21 protein-coding genes, 1 tRNA gene and 1 pseudogene are annotated in these 23,176 nt (G+C 63.8%); 15 read left to right on the top strand and 8 right to left on the bottom strand.

Features of this window, described 5'->3' with window-relative positions:
• Nucleotides 1-501 precede the first annotated feature (501 nt).
• Nucleotides 502-657 (bottom strand): hypothetical protein, encoded by a 156-nt coding sequence (locus JQ567_RS27890; protein WP_212441775.1) that lies wholly within the window; start codon nt 655-657, stop codon nt 502-504.
• Between the two features lie 245 nt (nt 658-902).
• On the opposite strand from JQ567_RS27890, the gene JQ567_RS27885 reads away from it, so the two are divergent.
• Nucleotides 903-1,046, top strand: a complete 144-nt coding sequence (locus tag JQ567_RS27885) for a hypothetical protein (RefSeq protein ID WP_212441787.1) — start codon at nt 903-905, stop codon at nt 1,044-1,046.
• A 130-nt stretch (nt 1,047-1,176) separates the two neighbouring features.
• Here the strand turns inward: JQ567_RS27885 and JQ567_RS27880 are convergent, their stop codons facing one another.
• Both JQ567_RS27880 and JQ567_RS27875 read right to left on the bottom strand, forming a co-directional pair.
• The gene (locus JQ567_RS27880) at nt 1,177-1,893 is read right to left on the bottom strand and encodes a type 1 glutamine amidotransferase (RefSeq protein WP_212441774.1); all 717 of its coding nucleotides are present in this window, start codon (nt 1,891-1,893) and stop codon (nt 1,177-1,179) included.
• 424 nt (nt 1,894-2,317) lie between these two features.
• Nucleotides 2,318-2,632: an EthD family reductase gene (locus tag JQ567_RS27875; protein WP_212441773.1), complete on the bottom strand. Its 315-nt coding sequence runs from the start codon at nt 2,630-2,632 to the stop codon at nt 2,318-2,320.
• A 168-nt stretch (nt 2,633-2,800) separates the two neighbouring features.
• On the opposite strand from JQ567_RS27875, the gene JQ567_RS27870 reads away from it, so the two are divergent.
• On the top strand, nt 2,801-3,799 hold the full coding sequence (locus tag JQ567_RS27870; RefSeq protein ID WP_212441772.1) for an aldo/keto reductase: 999 nt from the start codon (nt 2,801-2,803) through the stop codon (nt 3,797-3,799).
• A gap of 9 nt (nt 3,800-3,808) precedes the next feature.
• Nucleotides 3,809-4,417: a TfoX/Sxy family protein gene (locus JQ567_RS27865; protein ID WP_249165761.1), complete on the top strand. Its 609-nt coding sequence runs from the start codon at nt 3,809-3,811 to the stop codon at nt 4,415-4,417.
• Here the strand turns inward: JQ567_RS27865 and JQ567_RS27860 are convergent.
• The 3 genes from JQ567_RS27860 to JQ567_RS27850 form a co-directional block, all read right to left on the bottom strand.
• Nucleotides 4,327-4,884 carry a GNAT family N-acetyltransferase gene (locus JQ567_RS27860; RefSeq protein ID WP_212414577.1) on the bottom strand — a complete coding sequence of 186 codons (558 nt, stop codon included), beginning with the start codon at nt 4,882-4,884 and terminating at the stop codon, nt 4,327-4,329. The genes JQ567_RS27865 and JQ567_RS27860 overlap by 91 nt on opposite strands.
• Before the next feature lie 29 nt (nt 4,885-4,913).
• Nucleotides 4,914-7,271, bottom strand: coding sequence for an Orn/Lys/Arg decarboxylase N-terminal domain-containing protein (locus JQ567_RS27855; RefSeq protein ID WP_212441771.1), 2,358 nt, complete (start codon nt 7,269-7,271; stop codon nt 4,914-4,916).
• A gap of 114 nt (nt 7,272-7,385) precedes the next feature.
• Entirely contained in the window at nt 7,386-8,279 is an 894-nt protein-coding gene (locus tag JQ567_RS27850) for a LysR family transcriptional regulator (protein ID WP_212441770.1), read from the bottom strand.
• 186 nt (nt 8,280-8,465) lie between these two features.
• Here JQ567_RS27850 and paoA point away from each other — a divergent pair, with 186 nt between their 5' ends.
• The 6 genes from paoA (at nt 8,466) to JQ567_RS27820 (ending at nt 15,124) form a co-directional block, all read left to right on the top strand.
• On the top strand, nt 8,466-9,128 hold the full coding sequence (gene paoA / locus JQ567_RS27845) for an aldehyde dehydrogenase iron-sulfur subunit PaoA (protein ID WP_212441769.1): 663 nt from the start codon (nt 8,466-8,468) through the stop codon (nt 9,126-9,128).
• Nucleotides 9,125-10,075 (top strand): xanthine dehydrogenase family protein subunit M, encoded by a 951-nt coding sequence (locus JQ567_RS27840; RefSeq protein ID WP_212441768.1) that lies wholly within the window; start codon nt 9,125-9,127, stop codon nt 10,073-10,075. The genes paoA and JQ567_RS27840 overlap by 4 nt, the downstream gene beginning before the upstream one ends.
• Before the next feature lie 4 nt (nt 10,076-10,079).
• Nucleotides 10,080-12,284, top strand: coding sequence for an aldehyde oxidoreductase molybdenum-binding subunit PaoC (gene paoC / locus JQ567_RS27835; RefSeq protein ID WP_212441767.1), 2,205 nt, complete (start codon nt 10,080-10,082; stop codon nt 12,282-12,284).
• A gap of 133 nt (nt 12,285-12,417) precedes the next feature.
• Nucleotides 12,418-12,813 carry a cupin domain-containing protein gene (locus tag JQ567_RS27830; RefSeq protein ID WP_212038670.1) on the top strand — a complete coding sequence of 132 codons (396 nt, stop codon included), beginning with the start codon at nt 12,418-12,420 and terminating at the stop codon, nt 12,811-12,813.
• 27 nt (nt 12,814-12,840) lie between these two features.
• The gene (locus JQ567_RS27825; protein WP_212441766.1) at nt 12,841-13,833 is read left to right on the top strand and encodes an aldo/keto reductase; all 993 of its coding nucleotides are present in this window, start codon (nt 12,841-12,843) and stop codon (nt 13,831-13,833) included.
• A 265-nt stretch (nt 13,834-14,098) separates the two neighbouring features.
• A complete protein-coding gene (locus JQ567_RS27820; protein WP_212441765.1) occupies nt 14,099-15,124 on the top strand; it encodes a hypothetical protein in 1,026 nt (341 codons plus the stop codon).
• Between the two features lie 15 nt (nt 15,125-15,139).
• On the opposite strand, the gene JQ567_RS27815 is transcribed toward JQ567_RS27820, so the two are convergent.
• Complete coding sequence (locus JQ567_RS27815; protein ID WP_212441764.1) at nt 15,140-16,321, bottom strand: MalY/PatB family protein; 1,182 nt, start codon at nt 16,319-16,321, stop codon at nt 15,140-15,142.
• A gap of 95 nt (nt 16,322-16,416) precedes the next feature.
• Complete coding sequence (locus tag JQ567_RS27810) at nt 16,417-18,198, bottom strand: acyl-CoA dehydrogenase (RefSeq protein ID WP_212441763.1); 1,782 nt, start codon at nt 18,196-18,198, stop codon at nt 16,417-16,419.
• A 382-nt stretch (nt 18,199-18,580) separates the two neighbouring features.
• Here JQ567_RS27810 and JQ567_RS27805 point away from each other — a divergent pair.
• The 6 genes and pseudogenes from JQ567_RS27805 to JQ567_RS27785 all read left to right on the top strand — a co-directional run bounded on the left by JQ567_RS27805 (nt 18,581) and on the right by JQ567_RS27785 (nt 23,173).
• Nucleotides 18,581-18,655: transfer RNA gene (locus JQ567_RS27805), tRNA-Gln, on the top strand.
• 277 nt (nt 18,656-18,932) lie between these two features.
• A pseudogene (locus JQ567_RS27800) lies at nt 18,933-19,514 on the top strand (IS3 family transposase); the annotation flags it as partial.
• Between the two features lie 499 nt (nt 19,515-20,013).
• The gene (locus tag JQ567_RS38710) at nt 20,014-20,148 is read left to right on the top strand and encodes a hypothetical protein (protein ID WP_283816579.1); all 135 of its coding nucleotides are present in this window, start codon (nt 20,014-20,016) and stop codon (nt 20,146-20,148) included.
• Nucleotides 20,149-20,356: 208 nt separating this feature from the next.
• Nucleotides 20,357-20,731, top strand: coding sequence for a response regulator transcription factor (locus tag JQ567_RS27795; RefSeq protein ID WP_212441762.1), 375 nt, complete (start codon nt 20,357-20,359; stop codon nt 20,729-20,731).
• A gap of 20 nt (nt 20,732-20,751) precedes the next feature.
• Complete coding sequence (locus JQ567_RS27790; protein ID WP_212441761.1) at nt 20,752-22,851, top strand: exonuclease domain-containing protein; 2,100 nt, start codon at nt 20,752-20,754, stop codon at nt 22,849-22,851.
• Between the two features lie 67 nt (nt 22,852-22,918).
• A complete protein-coding gene (locus tag JQ567_RS27785; RefSeq protein ID WP_212441760.1) occupies nt 22,919-23,173 on the top strand; it encodes a hypothetical protein in 255 nt (84 codons plus the stop codon).
• Nucleotides 23,174-23,176: the final 3 nt, after the last annotated feature.

Here is a 23,176-nt window from a genome sequence, read left to right as displayed (position 1 = left end):
AGGGAAGACCGGGTGCGCGCTGCACCCGCGGTCTCGCGTGCGGTTTGCACAAAACAAAGTGCACACGAGCATACAGGTCCAGCGGAGAGCATCCGGCCTTCCCTGCGCAATGGCTTTACGGCTTATATCGAGCTCTCCCTGGTGAACGGGCTTTCTTGCCACCATCGCCCGTGAGAAGTTTTTTGCCACTCACGAACTTGACGCCAGCAACGGGGTGTCAGGACCACACGACTTCACCGTACGCATCAGTGCCGTTCGTCGCCAGCACTTCAGCGTCCACCGCAACCCGTCCAACGTCCGTGACGACGGCCGACGCCCTCTGAGTGGGACGGGATGGCCAAAGATATGCCCCTGATTTGCCTTCTGGAAAAGCGAAATATTTTTTATTTCAGGGCTTGACATCGATTCCGAAAATCAGAAGTGATTTGCCCGACGGGCAAAATGGGTAGTCGAAAATCTACCGACAGGAACCCGATAATCGAGACGATTTGAATCAAGCCTCTAATTAACCGGAAAGAGAGCTTCGCCTATGAATCGGCAAACGCGATAGAGCCACAAAAAAGGGTTGGCGCTTGGAGCAACGGAAGAAGCGGCGGGATTGCCAGCCAGAAAGCCTGCCGCCATCGACAGGCTGGCGCTTTGGTTCTCAACGGACATTGCGGACACTCCGATCGCGGATTTTGTGTCGCTGCGGGACGCTGTGGGTCAATTGGAAACAGGGCTTCCCAGGTTGAACCCATATACCCAATAGCGCGTCCAACGGTGCGGGAATTCTCACCAAGCGAAGCCCATAGGCCTTGGGTCTGGTGGGTTTCGCTGCGCTCTACGGGAATGAATTATGCACAGTGTAGCCCGCATGAGCTGAGCAAGATGCTTGGTGCAAAACGAGGCGGAGGACGATAATGCCGAACTGGTTGGGACCCCTGCTGGCGTTGTGCGCGCTGCTGGGATTTATCGCCTTCGCCGTTCGTCAGGGGACGAAGGTGAAGCCGAATGCAGACGGTAATCCCGACAATTCGGTGGGCGGTCCTGGCGGGGATACGTAGCGCCGCGGCTCAGACGATCACTCCTCAGCAAGCGTAGCGAGCAGCCCGGATGAGCTCCGCGATGTCCGGGTGGCAATTGTGGCTCCGGATGTCGCTGCGCTCATCCGGGCTACAGCCGCGTGGGAATGCGTCACGCCCCGCGCGGCCTCGCCAGAGAACGCGCGATGGCGCGGCCGAGGTTGGCGCTGTCGAGGGGCTGCTCGAGCGAAGCCCTGGCCGCCGCAACCAATGCCGCGGGAGCGCTGTTCTGGCCGGCTTTCTCGCAACAAACATCGGCAAAGGCCACCGTGAATTCGGGATGCGGCTGCACGGATAGCGTTACGCCGTTCGCATAGAGAAGGCCCGCGTGCGGCGTAAACGGCGAATGGAATATGGTTGTTGCCCCCGTGGGTGGCGCGATGACCTGGTCCTGATGCGAGGCGGGAATCGCGATTCTATCGCCGTCGATCACGCCGTTACCGGGCACGACATCATAGACGTGGCGCCCGATGCCCCAGCCCTTTTCCGATTTGCGCACGGTTCCGCCGAGCGCCTGGGCGATCAATTGGTGGCCGAAGCAGATTCCGGCCATTGGAATTCTCGCCTCATACGCCGCGCGTACAAAGCGCTCGAGCGGTGCGATCCAGTCGAGACCGTCGTAGACGCCGGCTGGCGATCCCGTGAGCAGAATGGCTTCGAGGCTGGCGGGATCGGGCAGCGCTTCGCCGTCTGCAAGCCGGACCGTTGCAAAGCTCGCCGAGGCATCGGCCGAACCGATCAGCCGTTCGAACATCTGCGGAAAGGAACCATGCCGCGCGCGATTCGCAGGCGAAATGACGCCGGTTTCAATGATCGTGATTTTCGGCATGAACGTTTTCCAGGGCACCACAACATAAATGGACCTCAGCTCCTTGGGGAAAGAGCTGAGGCCCGACGCGGCTTCTTGGGGTTCGCGGCCAGGTGTTTTACAGGGGGGCGATGCCCGGCAGCGTTTGAAAATGATGCCGAGATATCGGAGTTTCCGCAATTAACATGGTGGAACGAACCCGCTTCTTTGGGGGTAGTCCGAATTGGCTTTCCCATGACACGCTTCAAGGCTTGACCAGGCGAAAATCAGGTTAATGCTCAGGGTGGGTTGTCACCGGGTGCGTGCAAAGCGCGGCCCGGTGATAAACTCCGCGTAACCCACCGCTGTTCGTATTCGCGTCGGCGGTGGGTTAGGCTTCCGCCTTCTCTTGCGAGCGACGGCGGACAAGTCACCTGACCCACCCTACGCAGCTACGCAGCCGCCGTCAGCCGACGACGACTTCGCTGATCTGCATGACCGGGGCGATGTCGGTATAGTTCTTGATGTCGCCCATGATCTCCTTGGCGTGAGGCCCAAAGCCGGCCTGGAAGGCCTCGACCGAGTCGGCGAAGATGTGACACATCCCGACATAGGTCGCGGGCGCACCGGGCGCGCCACCCGCAAGGCCCTTGTCCACCGTGTAGGACTTGCAGGCATCGCCCATGCGCGCCTTCACGAGCGGCATGTGTTTGTCGCGGTAATAATCGTGGTCGAAGCGCGCCCCCGGCGTGTTTGGATACATAACGCTTACCTTGATCATGGCGTGCTCCTCGTTTGATACTCGCCGGTTGATTTCCGGCACAGGCCCAAACTGTGCGTCAGTTTTGCCGATCCCGCAACTCCGAAACGCAAACTTACAATTGTGTCGACCGCAAATTACCCCGGGGCGCAAATTTCGAGTATTGTGCGAGCAGCCGGAGGAACAGCGATGCAATTGCGGGTTTTTGGGCGCACGGGAATGCAGCTTTCGGTGCTGGGCTTTGGTTGCGGCGCCGTCGGCGGCGTGATGGTGCGCGGCGATCCGGCCGATCAGGAGCGCGCCGTCGCGCGGGCCATCGATGTCGGCGTGAATTATTTCGACACCGCGGTGCTGTACGGCGACGGTGAATCGGAAAAGAACCTTGGCCGTGTCTTGCAAAAGCTGAAGCCGGCCAACGCGATCGTCGGCACCAAGGTTCGAATACCGCCCGATGCGTTTGGCCGCATTGCCGATGCCGTCACGGCGTCGCTCGAAGGCAGCCTGGCGCGGATTGGTCTTGATCACGTCGACATCTTTCACCTGCACAATCCGATTACCGTTTCCGGCGGCGGATCGGCGCTGAGCGCGCGGCAGGTGCTGGACGAGGTGGTACCGGCGTTCGAGCGGCTGCGTCAGCAGGGCAAGATTCGTTTCCTCGGGATTTCGGCGGTCGGCGACACCGCGGCGCTGCATCAGGTGATCGATGCCGGCGTCTTCGACAGTGCACAAATCGTCTACAACATGCTCAATCCATCCGCCGCCGAAGAACTGCCGAAAAATTATCCGGCGCAGGATTATGCGCGGCTGTTCGATCACACACGGGCCGCCGGCGTCGGCGTCGTCGGCATCCGCGTGCTGGCGGGCGGCGCCTTGTCGGGCTCGGCCGCGCGGCACCCGATTGCAAGCCCGGCGCCCGAGCCGATCGGCTCTGCCATGAGCTACGATGCCGATATCGAGCGCGCCCGCCGCCTGATGCCGCTGGTGGAGGAGGGTTTTGCTTCCAGCCTGACCGAAGCTGCGACGCGGTTTGCGCTGTCGCATCCGGCGATGGGCACGATCCTGGTCGGCATGGCGACGCCGCAGGAGTTCGAGGGCGCTTTCGCCGCGGTCGAAAAAGGTCCATTGCCGCAGGCGGCGCTCGAACGGCTGTCGACATTGCGGCTGGCGTTCTCCGGCGAACCGCGGTGATCGGCGAGCATGGTCGCCAGCGCCACCTATGCCGAATTCCTGCGCGAGCAGCTGGCGCCGCTCGGCCGCGTCACCATGCGGCGGATGTTCGGCAAGACCGGCGTGTTCTGCGACGGCGTGATGTTCGCCATGGTGACGGAGAATACGCTGTATTTCCGGGTCGATGACCAGAACCGTGAGATCTTCAAGGAAGCCGAGACGTTTCCGCCGCTCAACTATGCGAAGAAGGGCGCCGTGATCGACCTCTCCTTCTGGCGCGTGCCGGAGCGGCTGTTCGATGAACCCGATGAGCTGATCATTTGGGCGCTCGCCGCATTTGGCGGCGGCGCACCGGGTTGCGGCGAAGCGGGGGCATACAGTGCCAAGCAAACCGAACCGTCGTCGTCCCGGCGAACGCCGGGACCCATAACCCCAGGGAGTAGTTTTACGAAAGGTCTCTGCCACCAAGCCTCTATCGAGAGATCACGCGGTATGGGTCCCCCGATGCGCAATTGCGCATCTGCGTTCGCCGGGACGACGTGGAATTCTCACCGGCCCGGGCTGGAAATCAGCGGCGGCGCGGTTGAACCGGCGGCAAGCGAACGTTGCACCATGACGGTGTCGGCCCAGCGGCCGTAGCGATAGGCGACGCCCGGCAGCAGGCCGGCGCGGGCAAAACCGAACCTTTCGTGCAGCGCGAGCGAGGCCGTGTTGTCGGAATCGATATAGCCGATCATCTGCCGGAACCCGGCCGCGGCGCAGACGTCGATCAGCTCCTGCAGCAACAGCCGTCCGACGCCGCGTCCCTGATGCTCGCGATGCACATAGATCGAATGCTTGACCGCGTAGCGATAGGCCGGCCGCTTGCGAAACAGCACGACGTAAGCGTAGCCCACCACCTCGCCGCCGCAGGTCGCCACCAGATGCGGCAGACGCTGGCTGCGCAAATTCTTGCGCCGGTCGCGCAGGTCCTCCGGCTCCGGCGTGCCGCTGTCGTCGACGCCTTCCTCGATGCCGCGGCGGATATGATGCCGGTAGATCGCCAGCATCGCCTCGACATCGCCGTCGCGCGAGGGCCGGACCAGCACCGGCTGCTGGTTGGTCATGGCCGGGTCTGTTGTTTCGACGGGCCGGTTCATTCGCAGACCACATAAGTATGCAGCCGGATGCGGCCGGACGGATCGACCTCCTTGTAGACGCCCTGAATCTCGACGTCGAAGCCGGGGAATGCATTGAAGCAGGTTTCGAACATTTTGAGGTAGTCGATCATCGGTTGCGCCCGCTCGGTCAATCGTTCGCCCGGCACGATGGTGGCGATGCCGGGGGGATAGACTACGAACGGCGTCGTGGCAATGCGGCCGGGGATGGCGTCGATCGGCAGATAGTCGACGTCGTTGCGAACCAGATAGCGCGCGGCGTCGCGCGGCGACATCGCGATGTCAGGCAGATGCTCGGCCTGGAATTGCTTGGCCTGCAGCGCGCTGACGCCGGCGTTGCGGAAGAAGCCGTGCATCTCGCCGCAGAGATCGCGTAAGCGCACGCCGGCATAACGCTTCGGCCGGCGCTGATGGAATTCGGGGATCACCTCTTCCAGCAGCGCGTTGTCGTCGTGCAGTTTCTTGAAGGCGACGAGGCCCGAGATCAGCGTGCCGGCCTTGCTGGCCTCGACGCCGGGGGTAAGCAGGAACAGCAGCGAGTTGAGGTCGTTCTTTTCCGCCACGATGCGGTTCTCGCGCAGATATTGCGCGACGATGGGGGCGGGGATGCCGTGCTCGGCATAGCGGCCGGTGGCATGGTCGAAGCCGGGGGTCAGCACCGTCAGCTTGTTCGGGTCGGTCATGGCGAAGCCCGCGGTCAGATCAGGAAAACCGTGCCAGCGAGCGTCCGGTGAAAGCTGCCAATAAACGGGGTCGGTGACCAGCATGTCGGTGGAGATGGTCTCCCAGGCCACATTGTGCACGGCGCCCGCGCGGGAGACGTCTGGAATCGCGACGCGGTCGGGCACGAACGGCTCGAAGAACCAGCGGCGTTCGGGCCGCGCTTCCTTCTCCTCGAATTCGCGGCGGACCGCGCGCATCTTCTTGCGCAGTTCGATGCCGAGCCGGATCGTGTCGTCCCACAGCACCTCGCCGGAGCGGCCTTTCATCATCTGCGCGCCGACATCGAGCGAGGCAAATATCGGATAGAACGGCGAGGTCGATGCGTGCTGCATAAAGCTCTCGTTGAAGCGCCGGTGTTCGATGCGGCGCTTCTGGCCGGTGATGTGGCGGTCCTTGATGTGGATCTGCGAGGCCTGCGAGAAGCTCGCCAGCTGCTTGTGGGTCGACTGGGTCGCGATGATGCCGGGCGCGTCGGCGCCGAGACCTGACAGCCCCATCGCGAAACGTCCGGCATAGAGCGGATGAAACTTCATGAAGCCGGCCCAGGCCTCGTCGAACAGGATGTAATCGCAGAGATGGCCGATCGCTTTCAGGATCATCTCGGCGCTGTGGATCGTGCCGTCATAGGTGCACTGCTCGACGACGGCGACGCGGAACGGGCGCGGCTTGCGCCAGGCTTCCGGATCCTTGACCAGCGGATGGCTGCGGATGCGTTCGCGCAAACTCGTCTCGTCGATCGCGTCCCAGCGCATCGGACCGATCAAGCCCCAGGCGTTGCGGACCGTGGGGATATAAACCGGAATGCCGCCGGCCATCATCAGCGCGCCATGATGCGCCGCCTTGTGGTTGTTGCGGTCGAACAGCACGAGATCGCCGTCGGTGACGAGCGCGCCCAGCACCACCTTGTTGGAGGTCGAGGTGCCGTTGAGCACGAAATAGGTCTTTTCCGCGCCGAAGATTTGCGCGGCTTCCTTTTGCGCCTTCAGCGCCGGGCCCTCATGGGTCAGGAGATCGCCGAGGTCGAGCACCGAATTGTCGAGGTCGTCGCGGAACACGGCTTCGCCGAGATGTTCGACGAACACCCGGCCGATCGGGCTGCGGCTGTAAAACACGCCGCCATTGTGGCCCGGGCAGGTCCATAGCTGGTTGCCCTCTTCGGCATAGTCGACCAGCGCGCCGAAGAACGGCGTCTTCAGGGTTTCGGCATATTGCTTCAGGCGGCTGATGAGGTTTTTGGCGATGAAGGGCGGCGTTTCCTCGGACAGGAAGACATAGCCGTCGATGAAATCCAGCACCTCGACCGGCAGGTCCTCGAACCGCTTGCGGCGGATCAGCAGGATGATCGGAAAATCGAGGCCGCGCCGCCGCATCAGGTTGATCAGGGCCATGGTCTTGCCCTCGAGGCCCTTTTTGCCCCAGTCGACCACCATGCAGCCGATCGCGGCGTCGGTCTGCACCTGGATTTCCGCATCCTCGAGCTTGCGCGCCCGGACCACTTCAAAGCCGGACCGCTCGATCTCGGTGATGATCTGGTTGAAACGGAGGCCTTCTAGATCGTCGGTATCAAAGACCGGTGCGGCGAACAGAAAGGTGAAGCGTCGGAAATAGTCCATCGGTGCCCTCGAATGTGTGTCCAACAAGCTGTTGGCGCATTCGATGACATCTGGATGACGGATGGGTTCCGGCCCGGCCGCCCAAAACCCTGCCGCTCGATCGGGGGCTGCCCATCACCCCCGATACCTCAGCGCTTCCACCAGCACTGCAAACGCCGGCGTGGGTTGCCGGCGGCTCGGGTAATAGAGGTGATACCCAGAAAACGGCGCGCACCAGTCGTCGAGCACGCGGATCAGACGGCCGTCGGCGAGATACGGCTTGACCTGGTCTTCCGGCAGATAGGCGAGGCCGTGCCCCGCCATGACCGCGTTCATGCGCAGCGCGATGTTGTTGAACACCAAGGGACCATCGACCCGCACCTTCAGTTCACGGCCGCGTTTCTCGAATTCCCAGGCGTAGATCCCGCCATAGGTCGGCAGGCGGATGTTGATGCAGTCGTGCGCGGTGAGATCCTGCGGCTTCTTCGGCACGGGCTTTGTTTCGAAATAGGCGGGTGCGCCGACCACCGCCATGCAGAAGTCCGGCCCGATCCGCACCGCGATCATGTCCTTGGCCACCTGCTCGCCGAGACGGACGCCGGCATCGTATCGCTCCGCGACGATATCGGTGAGGCCGTAGTCGATCATCAGTTCGACCTTGATGTCGGGATAATTCGGCAGCAGCGTCGTCAGCGCAGGCCAAAGAACGGCCTGCGCGGCATGTTCGCCGGCCGTGATCCGGATGGTGCCGGCGGGCTTTTCCCGCAATTCGGTCAGCGCCGATAGTTCCGAGTCGATCTGTTCAAATTTTGGTCCGACGGTTCGAATCAGCCGCTCGCCGGCTTCGGTCGGCGCCACGCTGCGCGTGGTGCGGGTCAACAACCGCAAGCCGAGCCGTTCTTCCAGTCCTCGAATGGTGTGACTGAGCGCCGATTGCGAAACCCCGAGCTGTGCTGCCGCCCGCGTAAAACTGCGTTCGCGCGCGACGGCGAGGAACGCCATGAGATCGTGCGTGTTTTTCCCGAGCATTGGTGAGCCAAACTCATAAGTCTATGCCGATTATTAGGCCTAATCCGGCGGCGTTGCACCCGTTAAATGCCTGAAGGCACGCGGTCGTGACCTGCGCGATGTCGGCTGCGCGCAACCCCGGATCATGATCGGCGTTAGTGGACGAGGCGGGCGCAAAACGAGCGAAGCGCAAAAAGGATTGATGGCATGCGAAGCCCCGGTGATTTCAGATTCTCTCGGCGCGACCTGTTGGTCGTCGGCGCCGCTTCTCTCACGGCGCCGGCCCTCGGGGTGACGACGTCGACCTTTGTGGCCAGGGCCGAGATCGCCCTGAAGCCTGCGGTTTCCGGAGCCCCGGTGATGTCGAAAGTGGCCCTCAGCGTGAACGGCAAGGTGCGCGAGCTCGAGGTCGATACGAGGACCACGCTGCTCGATGCGTTGCGCGAGAATTTGCGTTTCACCGGCACCAAGAAGGGCTGCGATCACGGCCAGTGCGGCGCATGCACGGTGATCGTCGGCGGTCGCAGGATCAATTCATGCCTGACGCTGGCTGTGATGCATGAGGGCGAGAGCGTCACCACCATCGAGGGATTGGGCACGCCGGAGAATATGCACCCGATGCAGGCGGCGTTCGTCAAGCATGACGGCTATCAATGCGGCTATTGCACACCCGGGCAGATCTGCTCGGCGGTCGCCGTGCTCGACGAGATCAAGGCCGGCATACCGAGCCATGTCAGCGCCGATCTGAACGCAGTTCCGCAGCTCACCAATGCCGAATTGCGCGAGCGCATGAGCGGCAACATCTGCCGCTGCGGCGCCTATTCCAACATCGCCGAAGCCATCAGCGAAGTCGCCGGGAGGCAGGCATGAGATCCTTTACCTATGAGCGCGCCAATTCGCCGGCCGAGGCCGCCGCCGCGGCCGCACGCCAGCAGGGCGCCAAATTCATCGCTGGTGGTACCAACCTGCTCGACCTGATGAAGCTCGAAATCGAGACGCCGGCGCATCTGATCGACGTCAACCGTCTCGGGCTCGACAAGATCGAGCCGACCGCCGATGGCGGACTGCGGTTGGGTGCGCTGGTGCGCAACACCGATCTTGCTGCGGACGAACGGGTGCGGCGCGATTACGGCGTGCTGTCGCGCGCGCTGCTCGCCGGCGCTTCGGGCCAGTTGCGCAACAAGGCGACGACCGCGGGCAATCTGCTGCAGCGGACCCGCTGCCCCTATTTCTACGACACCAACCAGCCCTGCAACAAACGCCAGCCCGGCAGCGGCTGTTCGGCGATCGGCGGCTTCAGCCGTCAGCACGCCGTGATCGGTGCCAGCGAAGCGTGCATCGCGACCCATCCGAGCGACATGGCGGTCGCCATGCGCGCGCTCGACGCCACCGTGGAAACAATTCGACCTGACGGCGCCGCGCGCAGCATTCCGATCGCTGACTTCCACCGGTTGCCTGGCGATACGCCTGACATCGAGACCACCCTGACGCCGGGCGAACTGATCACGGCGGTGACGTTGCCGAAACCCGTTGGCGGCAAACAAATCTATCGCAAGGTGCGCGACCGCGCTTCCTATGCGTTCGCTCTGGTGTCGGTCGCCGCCATCGTGCAGCGCGACGGCTCCGGGCGCGTCGCGCTCGGCGGCGTCGCCCACAAGCCCTGGCGCGTCGAAGCGGCCGAGGCCGAACTGCCGCGCGGCGCGAAAGCCGTGACGGCAAAACTACTCGCCGACGCCAAACCTACCCATGAGAACGCCTTCAAGCTGCTGCTGGCCGAGCGGACGCTCGGCGCGGTGCTGTCAGAGGCGAGGGGATAGACCAATGAAATTCGAAACCCCGGCGACCACCAACCCGATCGACCAGTTGAAGATCATCGGCAAGCCCGCGGACCGCATCGATGGTCCGTTCAAGACCACGGGCACTGCGCCCTATGCCTATGAGCGGCACGACAACATCGCGAACCCGGCCTGCGGCTATGTGGTCGGTTCAGCGATTGCCAAGGGCCGGATCGCCTCGATGGATCTGACGGCCGCCAAAACAGCATCCGGCGTGCTCGCCATCGTCACGGCTGACAATGCCGGCAAGCTCGCCAAGGGCAACCTGAACTTCGCCACGCTGCTCGGCGGTCCCGAGATCGAGCATTATCACCAGGCGATCGCGCTCGTGGTGGCGGAGACCTTCGAGCAGGCCCGCGCCGCCGCGCAACTGGTCCGCGTCGATTACGTGAAGGCAGAGGGGGCGTTCGATCTCGCAGCGGTCAAGGATTCCGGCAAGCCCGCGCGCATCACCGGCGGTCCGGCCGATACCGCGGTCGGCGATTTCGCCGGCGCATTCGCCGCGGCACCGGTTCAGCTCGACGCGACCTACACCACGCCCGATCACGCCCATGCGATGATGGAGCCGCACGCCTCGATGGCCGCCTGGGACGGCGACAAGCTGATCGTGTGGACCTCAAACCAGATGATCGACTGGAGCGTTGGCGAATTGGCCAAGACGCTCGGCATGCCCAAGGACAAGGTCCGCCTGATATCGCCGTTCATCGGCGGCGGGTTCGGCGGCAAACTGTTCGTGCGGGCCGATGCGTTGCTCGCGGCATTGGGCGCCCGCGCGGCCGGGCGGCCGGTCAAGGTAGCGCTGACGCGTCCGATGATGTTCAACAACACCGTGCATCGGCCGGCCACGATCCAGCGCATCCGTATCGGCGCGACCAGGGATGGCAAGATCACGGCCATCGGCCATGAGGGCTGGTCCGGCAACCTGCCCGGCGGCAAGCCGGAGGCTGCGGTGCAGGCGACACGGCTGCTATATGCCGGCGCCAACCGGATGACGGCGACGCGGCTTGCGGTGCTCGACCTGCCGGAAGGCAATGCGATGCGCGCGCCCGGCGAGGCGCCCGGCATGATGGCGCTGGAGATCGCGATCGACGAGATGGCGGAAAAGCTCGGCCTCGATCCGATCGAGTTCCGCATCCTCAATGACACCCAGGTCGATCCCGAAAAGCCGGAGCGGGCGTATTCGCACCGGCCGCTGATCGCGTGCATGGGGCTTGGCGCCAACCGCTTCGACTGGAGCAAGCGCAATCCCCGGCCTGGGCAGGTGCGCGACGGGCGATGGTTGGTCGGCATCGGCATGGCCGCTGCCTTCCGCAACAATCCGGTGATGAAATCGGCGGCGCGCGTGCGGCTCGACAACCGCGGCGTCGTTGTTGTCGAGACCGACATGACCGATATCGGCACCGGCACCTACACCATCATCGCGCAGACCGCTGCCGAGATGATGGGCCTGCCGCTCGACAAGATCATCGTGCGCCTCGGCGATTCGGCCTTTCCGGTTTCGGCCGGATCGGGCGGGCAATGGGGCGCCAACAGCTCGACGTCCGGCGTCTATGCGGCGTGCGTCAAGCTGCGCGAGGCCGTGGCGCAGAAGCTGGGCTTCAATTCCACCGAGGCTGATTTCGCCGACGGGCAGGTCCGTTCGGGCAATCGCAGCGTGCCGCTGGCGCAGGCGGCGGGCGAGAGCGGCATCGTTGCCGAGGATGTGATGGAGTTCGGCGATCTCGGCAAGAAGTACCAGCAATCGACCTTCGGCGCGCATTTCGTCGAGGTTGGCGTCGATGCCGCGACCGCCGAAATTCGGGTGCGCCGAATGCTGGCGGTGTGTGCCGCGGGCCGGATCCTCAACCCCAAATCGGCGCGCAGCCAGGTGATCGGCGCGATGACGATGGGCGCCGGCGCCGCGCTGATGGAAGAACTGGCGGTCGACAAGCGCGCCGGTTTCTTCGTCAATCATGACCTCGCCGGCTACGAAGTGCCCGTGCATGCCGACATTCCGCATCAGGACGTGATCTTCCTCGACGAGACCGATCCGATGTCGTCGCCGATGAAGGCGAAGGGCGTCGGCGAACTTGGCATCTGCGGCGTCGGTGCCGCCATCGCCAATGCGATCTACAACGCGACCGGTGTGCGGGTGCGCGATTATCCGATCACGCTCGACAAGCTGCTTGCCCGGCTGCCGGAAGTGGCATGAGCGCCGAGCCCGCGCACCGACCGCGATGATCACGCGCAGACGCATGATTGCAGCCGGTGGCGGCCTTGCCGCGCTGGCAGCGGGAGCTGCTGGCGCAAACGCGCCGGTAACACCACCACGAAGGATCAGTACCATGGACATCAAACGAAGCGGCTCGCAGCCGTCCGGCAAGGGACCTTCAGATTATTTCACCGGTACCGTCCGCGTCGATCCGCTGTTCAAGGCGACCGAGCCGGCGCGGGTGGTTGGCGCCAGCGTCACCTTCGAGCCCGGCGCGCGCACCGCGTGGCACACCCATCCGCTCGGACAAACCCTGATCGTCACGTCAGGCTTTGGCCTGGTGCAGCATTGGGGCGGGCGGATCGAGGAGATCCGGCCCGGCGACGTGGTCTGGTTTCCGCCCGGCGAGAAGCACTGGCACGGCGCGGGACCCACGACGGCGATGACGCATCTGGCAATTCAGGAAGCGCTCGACGGCAAGACCGTCGACTGGATGGAAAAGGTCAGCGACGAACAGTACGCGCGATGATTTGTCGAACAATTGGAGAAGAAGAGAGTGCAGAAGCGTAAACTTGGCAAGAGCGGCCTCGAAGTCTCGGCGATCGGGCTCGGCTGCATGGGACTCAGCTTCGGCTATGGCCCGGCGGTCGAAAAGCAGGCGGGAATCGCGCTGATCCGCGCCGCCGTCGAGCGCGGTGTGACGTTTTTCGACACCGCCGAAGTGTATGGACCGTTCACGTCGGAGGAACTGGTCGGCGAGGCGCTGGCGCCGGTCCGCGACCAGGTCGTGATCGCCACCAAATTCGGTTTCGACATCGATCCGAAGACAGGCGCGCAGAGCGGTCTGAGCAGCCGGCCGGAGCACATCAAGCAAGTGGCGGAGGCTTCGCTGAAGCGGCTCAGGACCAACGTCATCGATCTGTTCTATCAGCACCGCGTCGATCCCAACGTGCCGATCGAGGATGTGGCGGGTGCGGTCAAGGATCTCATTCGCGAAGGCAAGGTCAGGCACTTTGGACTCTCCGAGGCCGCCGCGCCGACGATCCGGCGTGCCCATGCCGTGCAGCCGGTCGCCGCACTTCAGAGCGAATATTCGCTGTGGTGGCGCGAACCCGAAGAGGTGATCGTGCCGACGCTCGAAGAACTCGGCATCGGCTTCGTTCCCTTCAGCCCGCTCGGCAAGGGGTTCCTCACCGGCGCGATCAGCGAGACGACGACGTTCGACAAATCAGACTTCCGTAACGTGGTGCCGCGGTTCTCGCCGGAAGCGCGGAAAGCAAACCAGGCCTTGGTCGACCTGCTTGGCAAAATCGCCGCAGGCAAAAAGGCGACGTCGGCGCAGATCGCGCTCGCCTGGCTGCTGGCGCAGAAGCCGTGGGTCGTTCCGATCCCCGGCACCACCAAGCTGCATCGGCTGGACGAGAACACCGGCGCGGCGGCGGTGACGCTCACATCAGGCGATCTCGGCGAGATCGAGCGTGCGATCTCTGCCGTCGCGGTGCAGGGCGCGCGGTACCCGGAACATCTGCAGCAGCTGGTAGGCCGCTGAGCGGGAGCAGTTCCCGCAGATTGAAACGGGCGTGGCGCCGCGGGCCGAGTTCCCCGGCCGCAACCTCTCCACCGTGCTGCCTTGCTTTCGTCAAACCGAAATGAGGTAAGGGGAACGAACGTGTGGGGGAATTCTGGGGCTAGAAGTCGTCGATCTCACGCAAATCCGCCGGTCGCTCCTGGGGAAATCTTGGGCAGGGTCTTAAGCAAAGTCTTAAGGCAAGCTCTTGGGGCGCAGGCGACATTGGATGGAGTACGGAGCGCCGATGCAATCGATGCAGAAACCGAAGCCAACCGATGATCCGCACGATATCCTCGTGGTCGCACCCGATGCCGTCAGGGTCGCACCCGATCCCGTCAAGGTAGCGCCCGCGGAAGAAGAATTTTTCGGCCCGGCGCCGGACCCCGTGCGCGCACCTTCGGGTCCGCAGCCTCACATCGAGCCGGTCTTCCGGGCCGGAGCAGCGGTGCCGCCGGTCGACGCCACGTTTCGCGCAATCGAAGTCGATGAAATCACGTTCCGCGCAGCCGCCGTCGAAGATGCCCTGATCAATAGCCGCCGCCGGCCGAGGTCGTCGATGGCGAGGCGCGCGATGCGTGCCGTCACGGCGTTGCTGCTGGCGGGCTGTATCGGCGGTGCCGCCATGGCCTGGCATTACCATGCCGAGGCGGCTCAACGGATAATCGCGGAATGGGCGCCGCTGTTCGCGCAGAAATCATCGCAGGCGCCGGAAAAGACCGGCCTCACCGCGCAGCCGGTTCTGGCTGCCGCTGATGTCGACGCGTCGAATACTTCACCGGCGCCCCAGGCGCCGGCTGCTGCGCCGGCTGCAGTGGAGGCTGCGACTGCAGCGCCGGCCGCTGCCGCCCCGCCGGCCACCGCCGCGCCTGATCAGCCGCAATCGCTCGAGACGATGGCGCGCGATCTGGCCAGCGCAAGCCGCGAGATCGAACAGCTCAAGGCCAGCGTCGAGCAGCTCAAGGCCAGCCAGCAGCAGCTCGTGGCGATGGTTTCGGAGAAATCTGCCGCGCAAAACGCGCAAGCTAAAAAACCGGCGCCGCCGCCGCGGCCAGTCGCCGCGATAGCGCCGGCGCGGACGCCGGCTCCGCCGCCCGTGCAGCCGCGGCCGGTCCGGCAGCAAGCCATGCCGTCGGCCGCCGCCGCGCCGTTGTCAGCGACGTCGGCACCCTACGTGCCGCGACAGCTTGAGGCGCAATCGCCAACCACCGCTGAAACGCTGAGCGATCCGGAACTGGCGTCGGTGCCGAGGCCGCCGATGCCGCTGCGGTAGGACCGCATCCGCAGCTTAAGCGCGGAGGTCTCGAAAGGCGTCGTCCAGCCGATCCAGCGCCTCGGTGAGAATCGGACGTGGCGTGGCAAAGTTGAAGCGCAGCCAGGTTTCACCGCCGGGCCCAAACTGCTCACCGGGGCTGGCAAAAATGCGTGCCCGGTCCTTCACCCGTGCGGCAACGTCCGCAGCCGCCAATCCGGTTCCGGAGAAATCGACCCAGGCGAGATAGGTTGCATCGAGCCGCATCGAGCGTGCGCCGGGCGCGGCTTTTTCTATTCGTGTGGCGAGCGTATCGCGATTGTGGGCGAGATAGGGCAGCAGCGCATCGAGCCAGGCGTCGCCGGTTCGCCAGGCCGCCTCGGTCGCAATCATGCCGAAGGCGTTGTAGGAGGCGAGCCCGCTGGCCGCAATCCGCGCGTCGATCCGCGCCTTCAACACCGGGTTCGACGTGACGCAGGCGCCGACATGGGCGCCGGCGAGATTGAAGGTCTTGGTCGCGGCGAGGCAGGTGATCAGGCGATCGGCGATCTCGGGTGCGGCTGACAGCGTCGGCGTGTGTTTGACGCCGCCCAGCAGCAGGTCGCAATGGATCTCGTCGGAAACCAGAATCAGATTACGTTCGGCACAGAAGGCGGCGAGCTCACGGATCTCCTCGACCGACCACACGGTGCCGCCCGGATTGTGCGGGCTGCAGAAGAAGACGATTTTGGTTCGCGGCGTGAGTTGTTTTCCCAGCGCATCGAGGTCCATCTCGTAGCGGCCCTGACGCTGGACCAGCTGCGCATCGAGGATGCGTCGCTCATTGGCGAGAATGATCTTGCGGAAGGCATGATAGGCCGGTGGAAACACCACGACCTCATCGCCCACTTCGGTGACGGCCTGCAGGATCAGACCGAGGCCCGAGACGACACCGGGCGTCGGGCTGACCCAGGCCGGGTCGATCGCGAGATCATGCCGGCGCGCCATCCATTCGGCGAGCGCTGCCGCCCAGCTGCCGGTGTCGGCATAGTAACCGTGGACGCCGCGGGTAACGAGCGTGGACAGTGCTTCCGTGACGCCGGGAGGCGCCGCAAAATCCATGTCGGCGACCCACATCGGAATTCCGTCCGCTGCCGTGATCCCCGAATTCTTGGCCATCATGTCCCATTTCGACGCGTGCGTGCCGCGGCGATTAATAACGCGATCGAAATCAAACATCGGGACAGTGGCTCCTGCGTTGGCAGCTTTGCGGCGCTGGATGCGCCTGGATTGAAAAACGTGCTGCTCTAGTCGGGTTTGGTGTTGGGTTATCCCTATGCCAGCAACACCGCATCCGCGCCGTTGACGGCGTCGGCGCTGTCGATGACGGTCTTTTCCAGCGAGGTGGCCTGCACCGAAATGTTTTCGGCAAAGAACCTCGCCAGCGTGACGTAGCGCTGCGGATCGCCGGCCTCGCCATTGCTCTTGGCGGCGAGCGCCTCACCGGCCAGCATGCAGCCGCCGAGCGTCGAGCTGAACAGCCGCAAGTAGGGCGTCGCACCGGCGAGCGCGTCGTTCGGCGCGGAAGCGACCTTCTCCAGCAACCATTTGCTGGAGCGCTCGAGCGAGCCGAGCGCATCGCGCAGTTTTGCCCCCGTGGTGCCGAAGGCCGGATCGTTGGAAGCTTCGACCTGCTTGACGATGCCGGAGAGCTCGTCGATCAGGGCCCAGACCGACGCTCCGCCATTGGCCGCGAGTTTTCGCGTGACGAGGTCGATCGACTGGATGCCGTTGGTGCCCTCATAGATCGAGGTGATGCGGGCGTCGCGATAATGCTGGGCGGCGCCGGTTTCCTCGATGAAGCCCATGCCGCCGTGAACCTGCACGCCGAGATAGGCCACCTCATTGCCGATATCGGTGGAGAAGGCTTTTGCAATCGGCGTCAGCAGCGCGCCGCGGGCGGCGGCGTCGCTGCGCACCTTGGCGTCCTTGGCGCGCACTGAGACATCGAGCGCCACCGCGGTGGCGTAGCAGATGGTGCGGGCAGCGGCGGTCATCGCGCGCATCTGCAGCAACATGCGCTTGACGTCGGGATGCACGATAATCGCGTCCATCCCGTCGCCCTTGGAGCCGACGGCGCGGCCCTGGCGGCGCTCCTGCGCATAGGCCAGCGCCTGCTGATAGGCGCGGTCAGCGATGCCGACGCCCTCGAGGCCGACGCCGAGGCGGGCCTGGTTCATCATCGTGAACATGCAGAGCATGCCGCGGTTTTCTTCGCCGATCAAATAACCGATCGCGCCGCCCTTGTCGCCCATCGTCATGGTGCAGGTTGGCGAAGCATGCATGCCGAGCTTGTGCTCGACGCCGCTCGGATAGATGTCGTTCTGCGCGCCGAGCGAGCCGTCGGCATTGACGAGGAATTTTGGAATAAGAAAGAGCGAGATACCCTTGGTGCCCGCGGGCGCATCGGGCAAACGTGCCAGCACGAAATGCACGATGTTATCGGTCATGTCGTGGTCGCCATAGGTGATGAAGATCTTTGTACCTTTGATGCGGTAGGACCCGTCCGGGGCGCGCTCGGCGCGGGTGCGCAGCGCGCCGACGTCGGAGCCGGCTTGGGGTTCGGTCAGCTGCATGGTGCCGGTCCATTCACCCGACACCAGTTTTTCCAGATAGATCTTTTTCAGCTCCTCGCTGCCATGGGCGTCGAGCGCCTCGATCGCCGACAGCGTCAAGAGCGGGCAGAGGCCGAACGCGATGTTCGACGCGCTCCAGATTTCGGTGCAGGCGGCGTTGATCGCCAGCGGCAGGCCCTGGCCACCGAACGCTTCCGGGCCCGACACCGCGTTCCAGCCCGCCGCCGTCCAGCGCTGATAGGCGTCGGGCCAGCCAGGCGCGGTTGTCACCTTGTTGTCGGCGAGCTTGATGCCGTGTTCGTCGCCCACCGTGTTCAAAGGCGCCAGCACGTCGGAAGCGAATTTGCCGGCTTCCTCCAGCACGGCCGCGGTAATATCGCCGTCGAAATCGCCGTAATGACCGGCCTGCACGGCGGCCTTGAGGCCGGCGCCATGGTTGAGGGCAAGCAGGATGTCGTTGATCGGCGCGCGGTAGGTCATGTCGGTTACTCGCCTCAGTCGGGAAAGCGGGGGGCCGTCTTCCCACGAAACCGGCCTTCTCTCAACTCTCCGATGGGCGGGAGGGCCGGCATGGCGAGGCCGGGCGGCTTGAGGCCATCGCGAGCCCGGGGCGTCCACATCGGACGAACCGCCAGGCCTATTATAAAGGGTCGTGTTTCCGGAGCCGATTTAGGCCCGAATCCGAAGCCTATCCTTTTGTTTGAGCGTGATCTTTCCGGAAAACGGCTGCCCACCCCGCATCCCGTGCGGGGCATGCCCTTTCGGATCATGCTCTAGCCGGTTGAAATAGCTCACCTCTCTCTATAGACCCACCTTGCCGGAGGGAATCCGCCGCAGGTTTCCTGCCGTGTTCCCGGCCTGTTGGGGCGTAGCCAAGCGGTAAGGCAGCGGATTTTGATTCCGCCATTCGGAGGTTCGATCCCTCCCGCCCCAGCCAGCCATTCCTGCGTTCGGCCAGGCTTCCCAAGAGACGCCAGAATGGGCCGGAAATTTGGGCTTTTCGCACATTCGCTTTCGTGTCCAGGCTCCAGGTTTGCCGAAGTTGAGGGAGAAATCGCCGAAAGTCTCCGGCCGTATCCGCAAATATTCCCGTTTTGCGGAGACTATCCGCGGAGACCGGTTGATCACCACTGCCGCCCGACCGTACCAGGAGTTCGAATCCCAATGCTCCGCCAGCCAAATTTAGCTCGCCGACCCCCTAGGCCAAGTACGTGCCACGGCGCCGGCGTCTGCCGAAGGACGAAGGCGATCGCCAGGTCGCAACCGTAGCGTCGAACCTTCTGGACCGGCAGTTCGTGGCCGAGCGACCGAACCAGAAGTGGATCGCCGACTTCACCTACATCTGGACCGCGGAGGGCTGGCTCTACGTGTCGGCCGTCATCGATCTGTTCTCGCGTCGGGTAGTCGGCTGGTCGATGAGCGCCGGCATGACGGCCCAGTTGGTTGCTGACGCGCTGCTGATGGCAGTCTGGCGCCGCGGCAGGCCGAACGAGTTATTGCACCACTCCGATCAAGGCAGCCAGTACACCAGCGAGCAGTTCCAGCGGCTGATGGTCGACAGCGGCATCGTCTGCAGCATGAGTCGATCCGGCAACGTCTGGGACAACGCGGCGATGGAGAGCTTCTTCTCGTCGCTGAAGACCGAGCGCACCGCGCGCAAAACCTATCAAACCAGGAACGAGGCCAGGGCCGATGTGTTCGACTATATCGAGCGGTTCTACAACGCGATCCGGCGGCATTCCACGATCGGATATCTCAGCCCTGTTGAGTTCGAGCGCAAGGTGGGATTAGCTTAACCAGCCGTCCATCAAACCGGCAGCAGCGCAACGCCCCTTTCACCATTAGACTGCGAAACGAGAGTTCTCCGGGCGCGCCATTTTTCTCCTCGCTCCATGACGGTGTTCGTAGGCCGCCGGCCCTGACCATCGGACGACTGGTGTCGAAGCCGCTCGCTGCCAAAGATGAATCGCAGCTGGCCCGCGTTTTCGAAGGCGCAGGTGTTCTCGCGGTGCAGCAACCGGCGGAAACGAGCCTTCCTGCAACGTGCGACTTGCCCGATCCAACGAAGGTCGAACCCATGCGGCTGCCTCGCTCGCACGGCACCGCAGCATTCCTGCCGGATGCCCAGGGTACGGAAAAGGTGGGCAAGGGACAAACAGGGGCGAAGGATGTAAGATCAGTCCGCGCGACCTTGGAGGCCAGCAGTCTGACTTGCTGCGCGAATCGGCGGGTTGCTGTGTCATCGGGCGGACTCGGCTGAGGTTTGGGAGGGCGAGAGCGAAAACGGAGGAACCGATGAAAAAGGATATCTGGGAAGAAAACAAAGAGCGCTACTTCGAGTGGAACCCCATCGAAAGTCTCGGTGCCAAGTTCACTTGGGCTGCGATCGGGGCAGCCGCGGCTGTCGTCGCCATGTACCTGCTGCGCTAGAGCGCGACGGGATTAGATGGACTAGCGATCGCGCTCCAGGTTTTTGATTGAGCATGATCTTTTCGGAAAACTGGTACCCACCTCCGACCACGTCGAGGGCAAGCTCTTCCGGATCATGCTCTAGCTAAGTGGCGCGGAGTTGGGCGGAGCGCACTTTTCGCTTGCCGCGCTCTCGCGCGGTCGAGCAAGGCGACCCCTGGAGGATGCAATGCCGCAAAGCGTGCTCGTGGTCGATGACGAGGCCAACATCCTGCTGTCCCTCGAATTCCTGATGAAGAAGGCCGGCTACGAAGTTCGCCTCGCCTGCGACGGAGAGGAGGCGCTCGCGGAGATAGGCAAGGCGCCGCCGGATCTCGTGCTCCTCGATGTCATGATGCCGAAGCGCAACGGTTTCGACGTGTGCGAGGCCATCCGGGCCAATCCTGAATGGCGGGCGGTGCGTGTCATCCTGCTGACAGCCAAGGGCCGCGACATCGAACGCGAAAAGGGCTTGGCGCTGGGCGCCGACGACTACATCACCAAACCGTTCTCGACGCGCGAGGTCGTTGAACGGGTCACCGCTTGGATCGGGCCGGCCAACTAACCGGGCAACAAGGGCGTGCGATGCAGGCTGCCGTTGCGATACCAATCCTCCTCGCAGCATTGGCGTTTGCCGCCTTCGCTGCGTCCGGCGTTGCGCTGTGGCAGGCGGTGCAAGGCGGCGGAGCGGTCGGCGTTTACATGTCCATCGCATTTGCCGTCGTCGCAGCTTTGGTTGGGCTGGCTTGGGCTCTGTTGCATGTCAAGCTCCTCAAGCCCCTGGCCGCTCTGAAGCGGGAGCTGCTGATGCAGTCGCAGATACGCGTCGATCGACCGCTCGCGGTCGATCGCGGCCACTTGCTCAATGGGCTCCCAACGGCGGTCGAAAAAATACTCGGCGCGCTCCGAGCCGCGCGTGGCGAGACACAGGAGGCCGTGGATGCTGCCACGCGGCGTGCGGAGGAACAGAAGTGCCGGCTCGAGGCCATCCTGCTCGATCTCTCCGAAGGTGTGATCGTCTGCAATCTCGAGCACCGCATACTGCTCTACAACCAAGCCGCCGCCAGGATACTCAACGCGCGCGATACGCTTGGGCTTGCCCGCTCATTGTTTGGCGTGCTGACGCGAGAGCCCGTGCTATTGACACTCGAGCTGCTCCTGCAACGGGACGCAGCCGGCGATGAAGCCCAGTCCACCGGAGACTCGACGCTCGATTCCACGACGCGCCGCTTCGTCTGTGCGTCGGTCGACCTTGCTACTTTGCTGCAGGTGAGGCTCAGCTTGGTGCGCGAACCTTCGGGCCGCGCCTCAGGCTACGTGTTGACCTTTGCCGATGTCGGCGCCGAGCTCGAAAACGTGGCCCAGCGCGATGCGCTCTTGCGTGAGGTCGCCATGGAATGGCGACGGCCACTTGCAAGCTTGCGTGCCGCTGCCGAAATGCTGGCGGGAGAGCTCGAAGCGGGCGAGCGCCGCGTCTTTCAAGACGTCGTTGGCAAGGAGGTCGGAACGCTCGATCGGAGCTTTGCCGACGTTGCGCAGCGTTACGAACGCCTTGCGACGGGTCAGTGGCCGTTGGCCGATATTTACTCGCTGGATCTGTTCCGCGCCATCCGCAGGCATTTGGCAGACGCCGACGGCATCCAGGTCACGCCCGTGGGCGTGCCGGTCTGGATTCATGCCGACAGCCACTCGCTGGTGCTTGCGCTCGAGCATCTCATCCGCGCCGTTGCCAGGCACACGGCGAAAGCCGCCTTCGATATCGGCGCCGTGGTGCGAGACGAGTACGTCTACGTCGAGCTGGTTTGGGACGGCGCACCGCTCGCCTCGGCGATTATCGAAGCCTGGCTGGCGGAGCCGCTGAAGGGCACGATCGGCAACCGCACAGTCCGCCAGATCGTGGAGCGACATGCCAGCGAGCTATGGAGCCAGGCGCTGCCAGAGGGGCGCTCGTGCCTCAGATTGCCGCTAAGGAAGACCGAGCAGCCACGCGCCCCGGAACGGTCGGACCGCGTTGCGCCGATGCCGGAACTATATGATTTCGACCTGTTTGCTCCTTCGACTGAGGCAATCAGGGACACGCCGTTGCGCAAGCTCAATCTGGTCGTCTTCGACACCGAGACCACCGGCCTCAGGCCCAACGAGGGCGATGAGCTCATCTCAATCGGAGCGGTTCGTGTGGTCAATGGTCGCATCCTGACGGGCGAGACGTTCGAGCGGCTGATCAATCCGAGCCGCGTTATCCCGGCCAGCACCACGCGAATTCACGGCATCACCAACGAAATGGTGCGCGACAAGCCGCCTGCCCATGTCATCTTGCCACAGTTCAAGTCTTTCATCGGCGACTCCGTGCTCGTCGCCTATAACGCCGCGTTCGACATGAAATTCCTTGAGAACGGAGCCGAGCAGGCAGGCGTCAAATTCGACAACCCGGTGCTCGATGCCCTGCTTCTGTCCGTGTATCTGCAGCCGGATGTGTCCGATTTTTCGCTGACCGCCACTGCCGGACGACTGGGTGTCGAGGTCATTCGCAGGCACACTGCAATCGGCGACGCCATGACCACGGCCGCGATCTTCGTGAAGCTCCTGGATCTGTTGAGAGCCCGCGGGATCGAGACGCTCGGTCAAGCCGCCAGGATCTCAAGTCGGATGATGGAGCAGCGTCGTCAGCAGGCACAACTTACATGATCTCGCGCCGCCGAGGCAGCAACGCAACGAAGAGCGCATAGAGGTGACACACATGCCAAGGCGAGGATTGATTGCCGAGCGCTTGATCGGCTTATTCCTGTTCGGTTTGCTGCTATTCACACCGCCGCTGATCGGCGCCTTCGATAAGGCCACCTTCGTGGCTAGGATACCACCGCTCTACCTCTATTTGTTTCTCTCCTGGGCGTTGCTGATCGCCCTCACGGTGTTGATCGTCGAGCGGCCGGACCCCGACGAGGAGATTGCCGAAAGCGAGCCTGGCCCGAATCCCGACCAGGGTCCCAACCGCAGACCGCGAGCCTGAGCC

The sequence above is a fragment of the Bradyrhizobium sp. AUGA SZCCT0431 genome (assembly GCF_018131065.1).
Taxonomy (GTDB): domain Bacteria; phylum Pseudomonadota; class Alphaproteobacteria; order Rhizobiales; family Xanthobacteraceae; genus Bradyrhizobium.
Note: the sequence above shows the minus strand (reverse complement) of the source record. Positions and strands in the feature narration are given on the sequence as shown.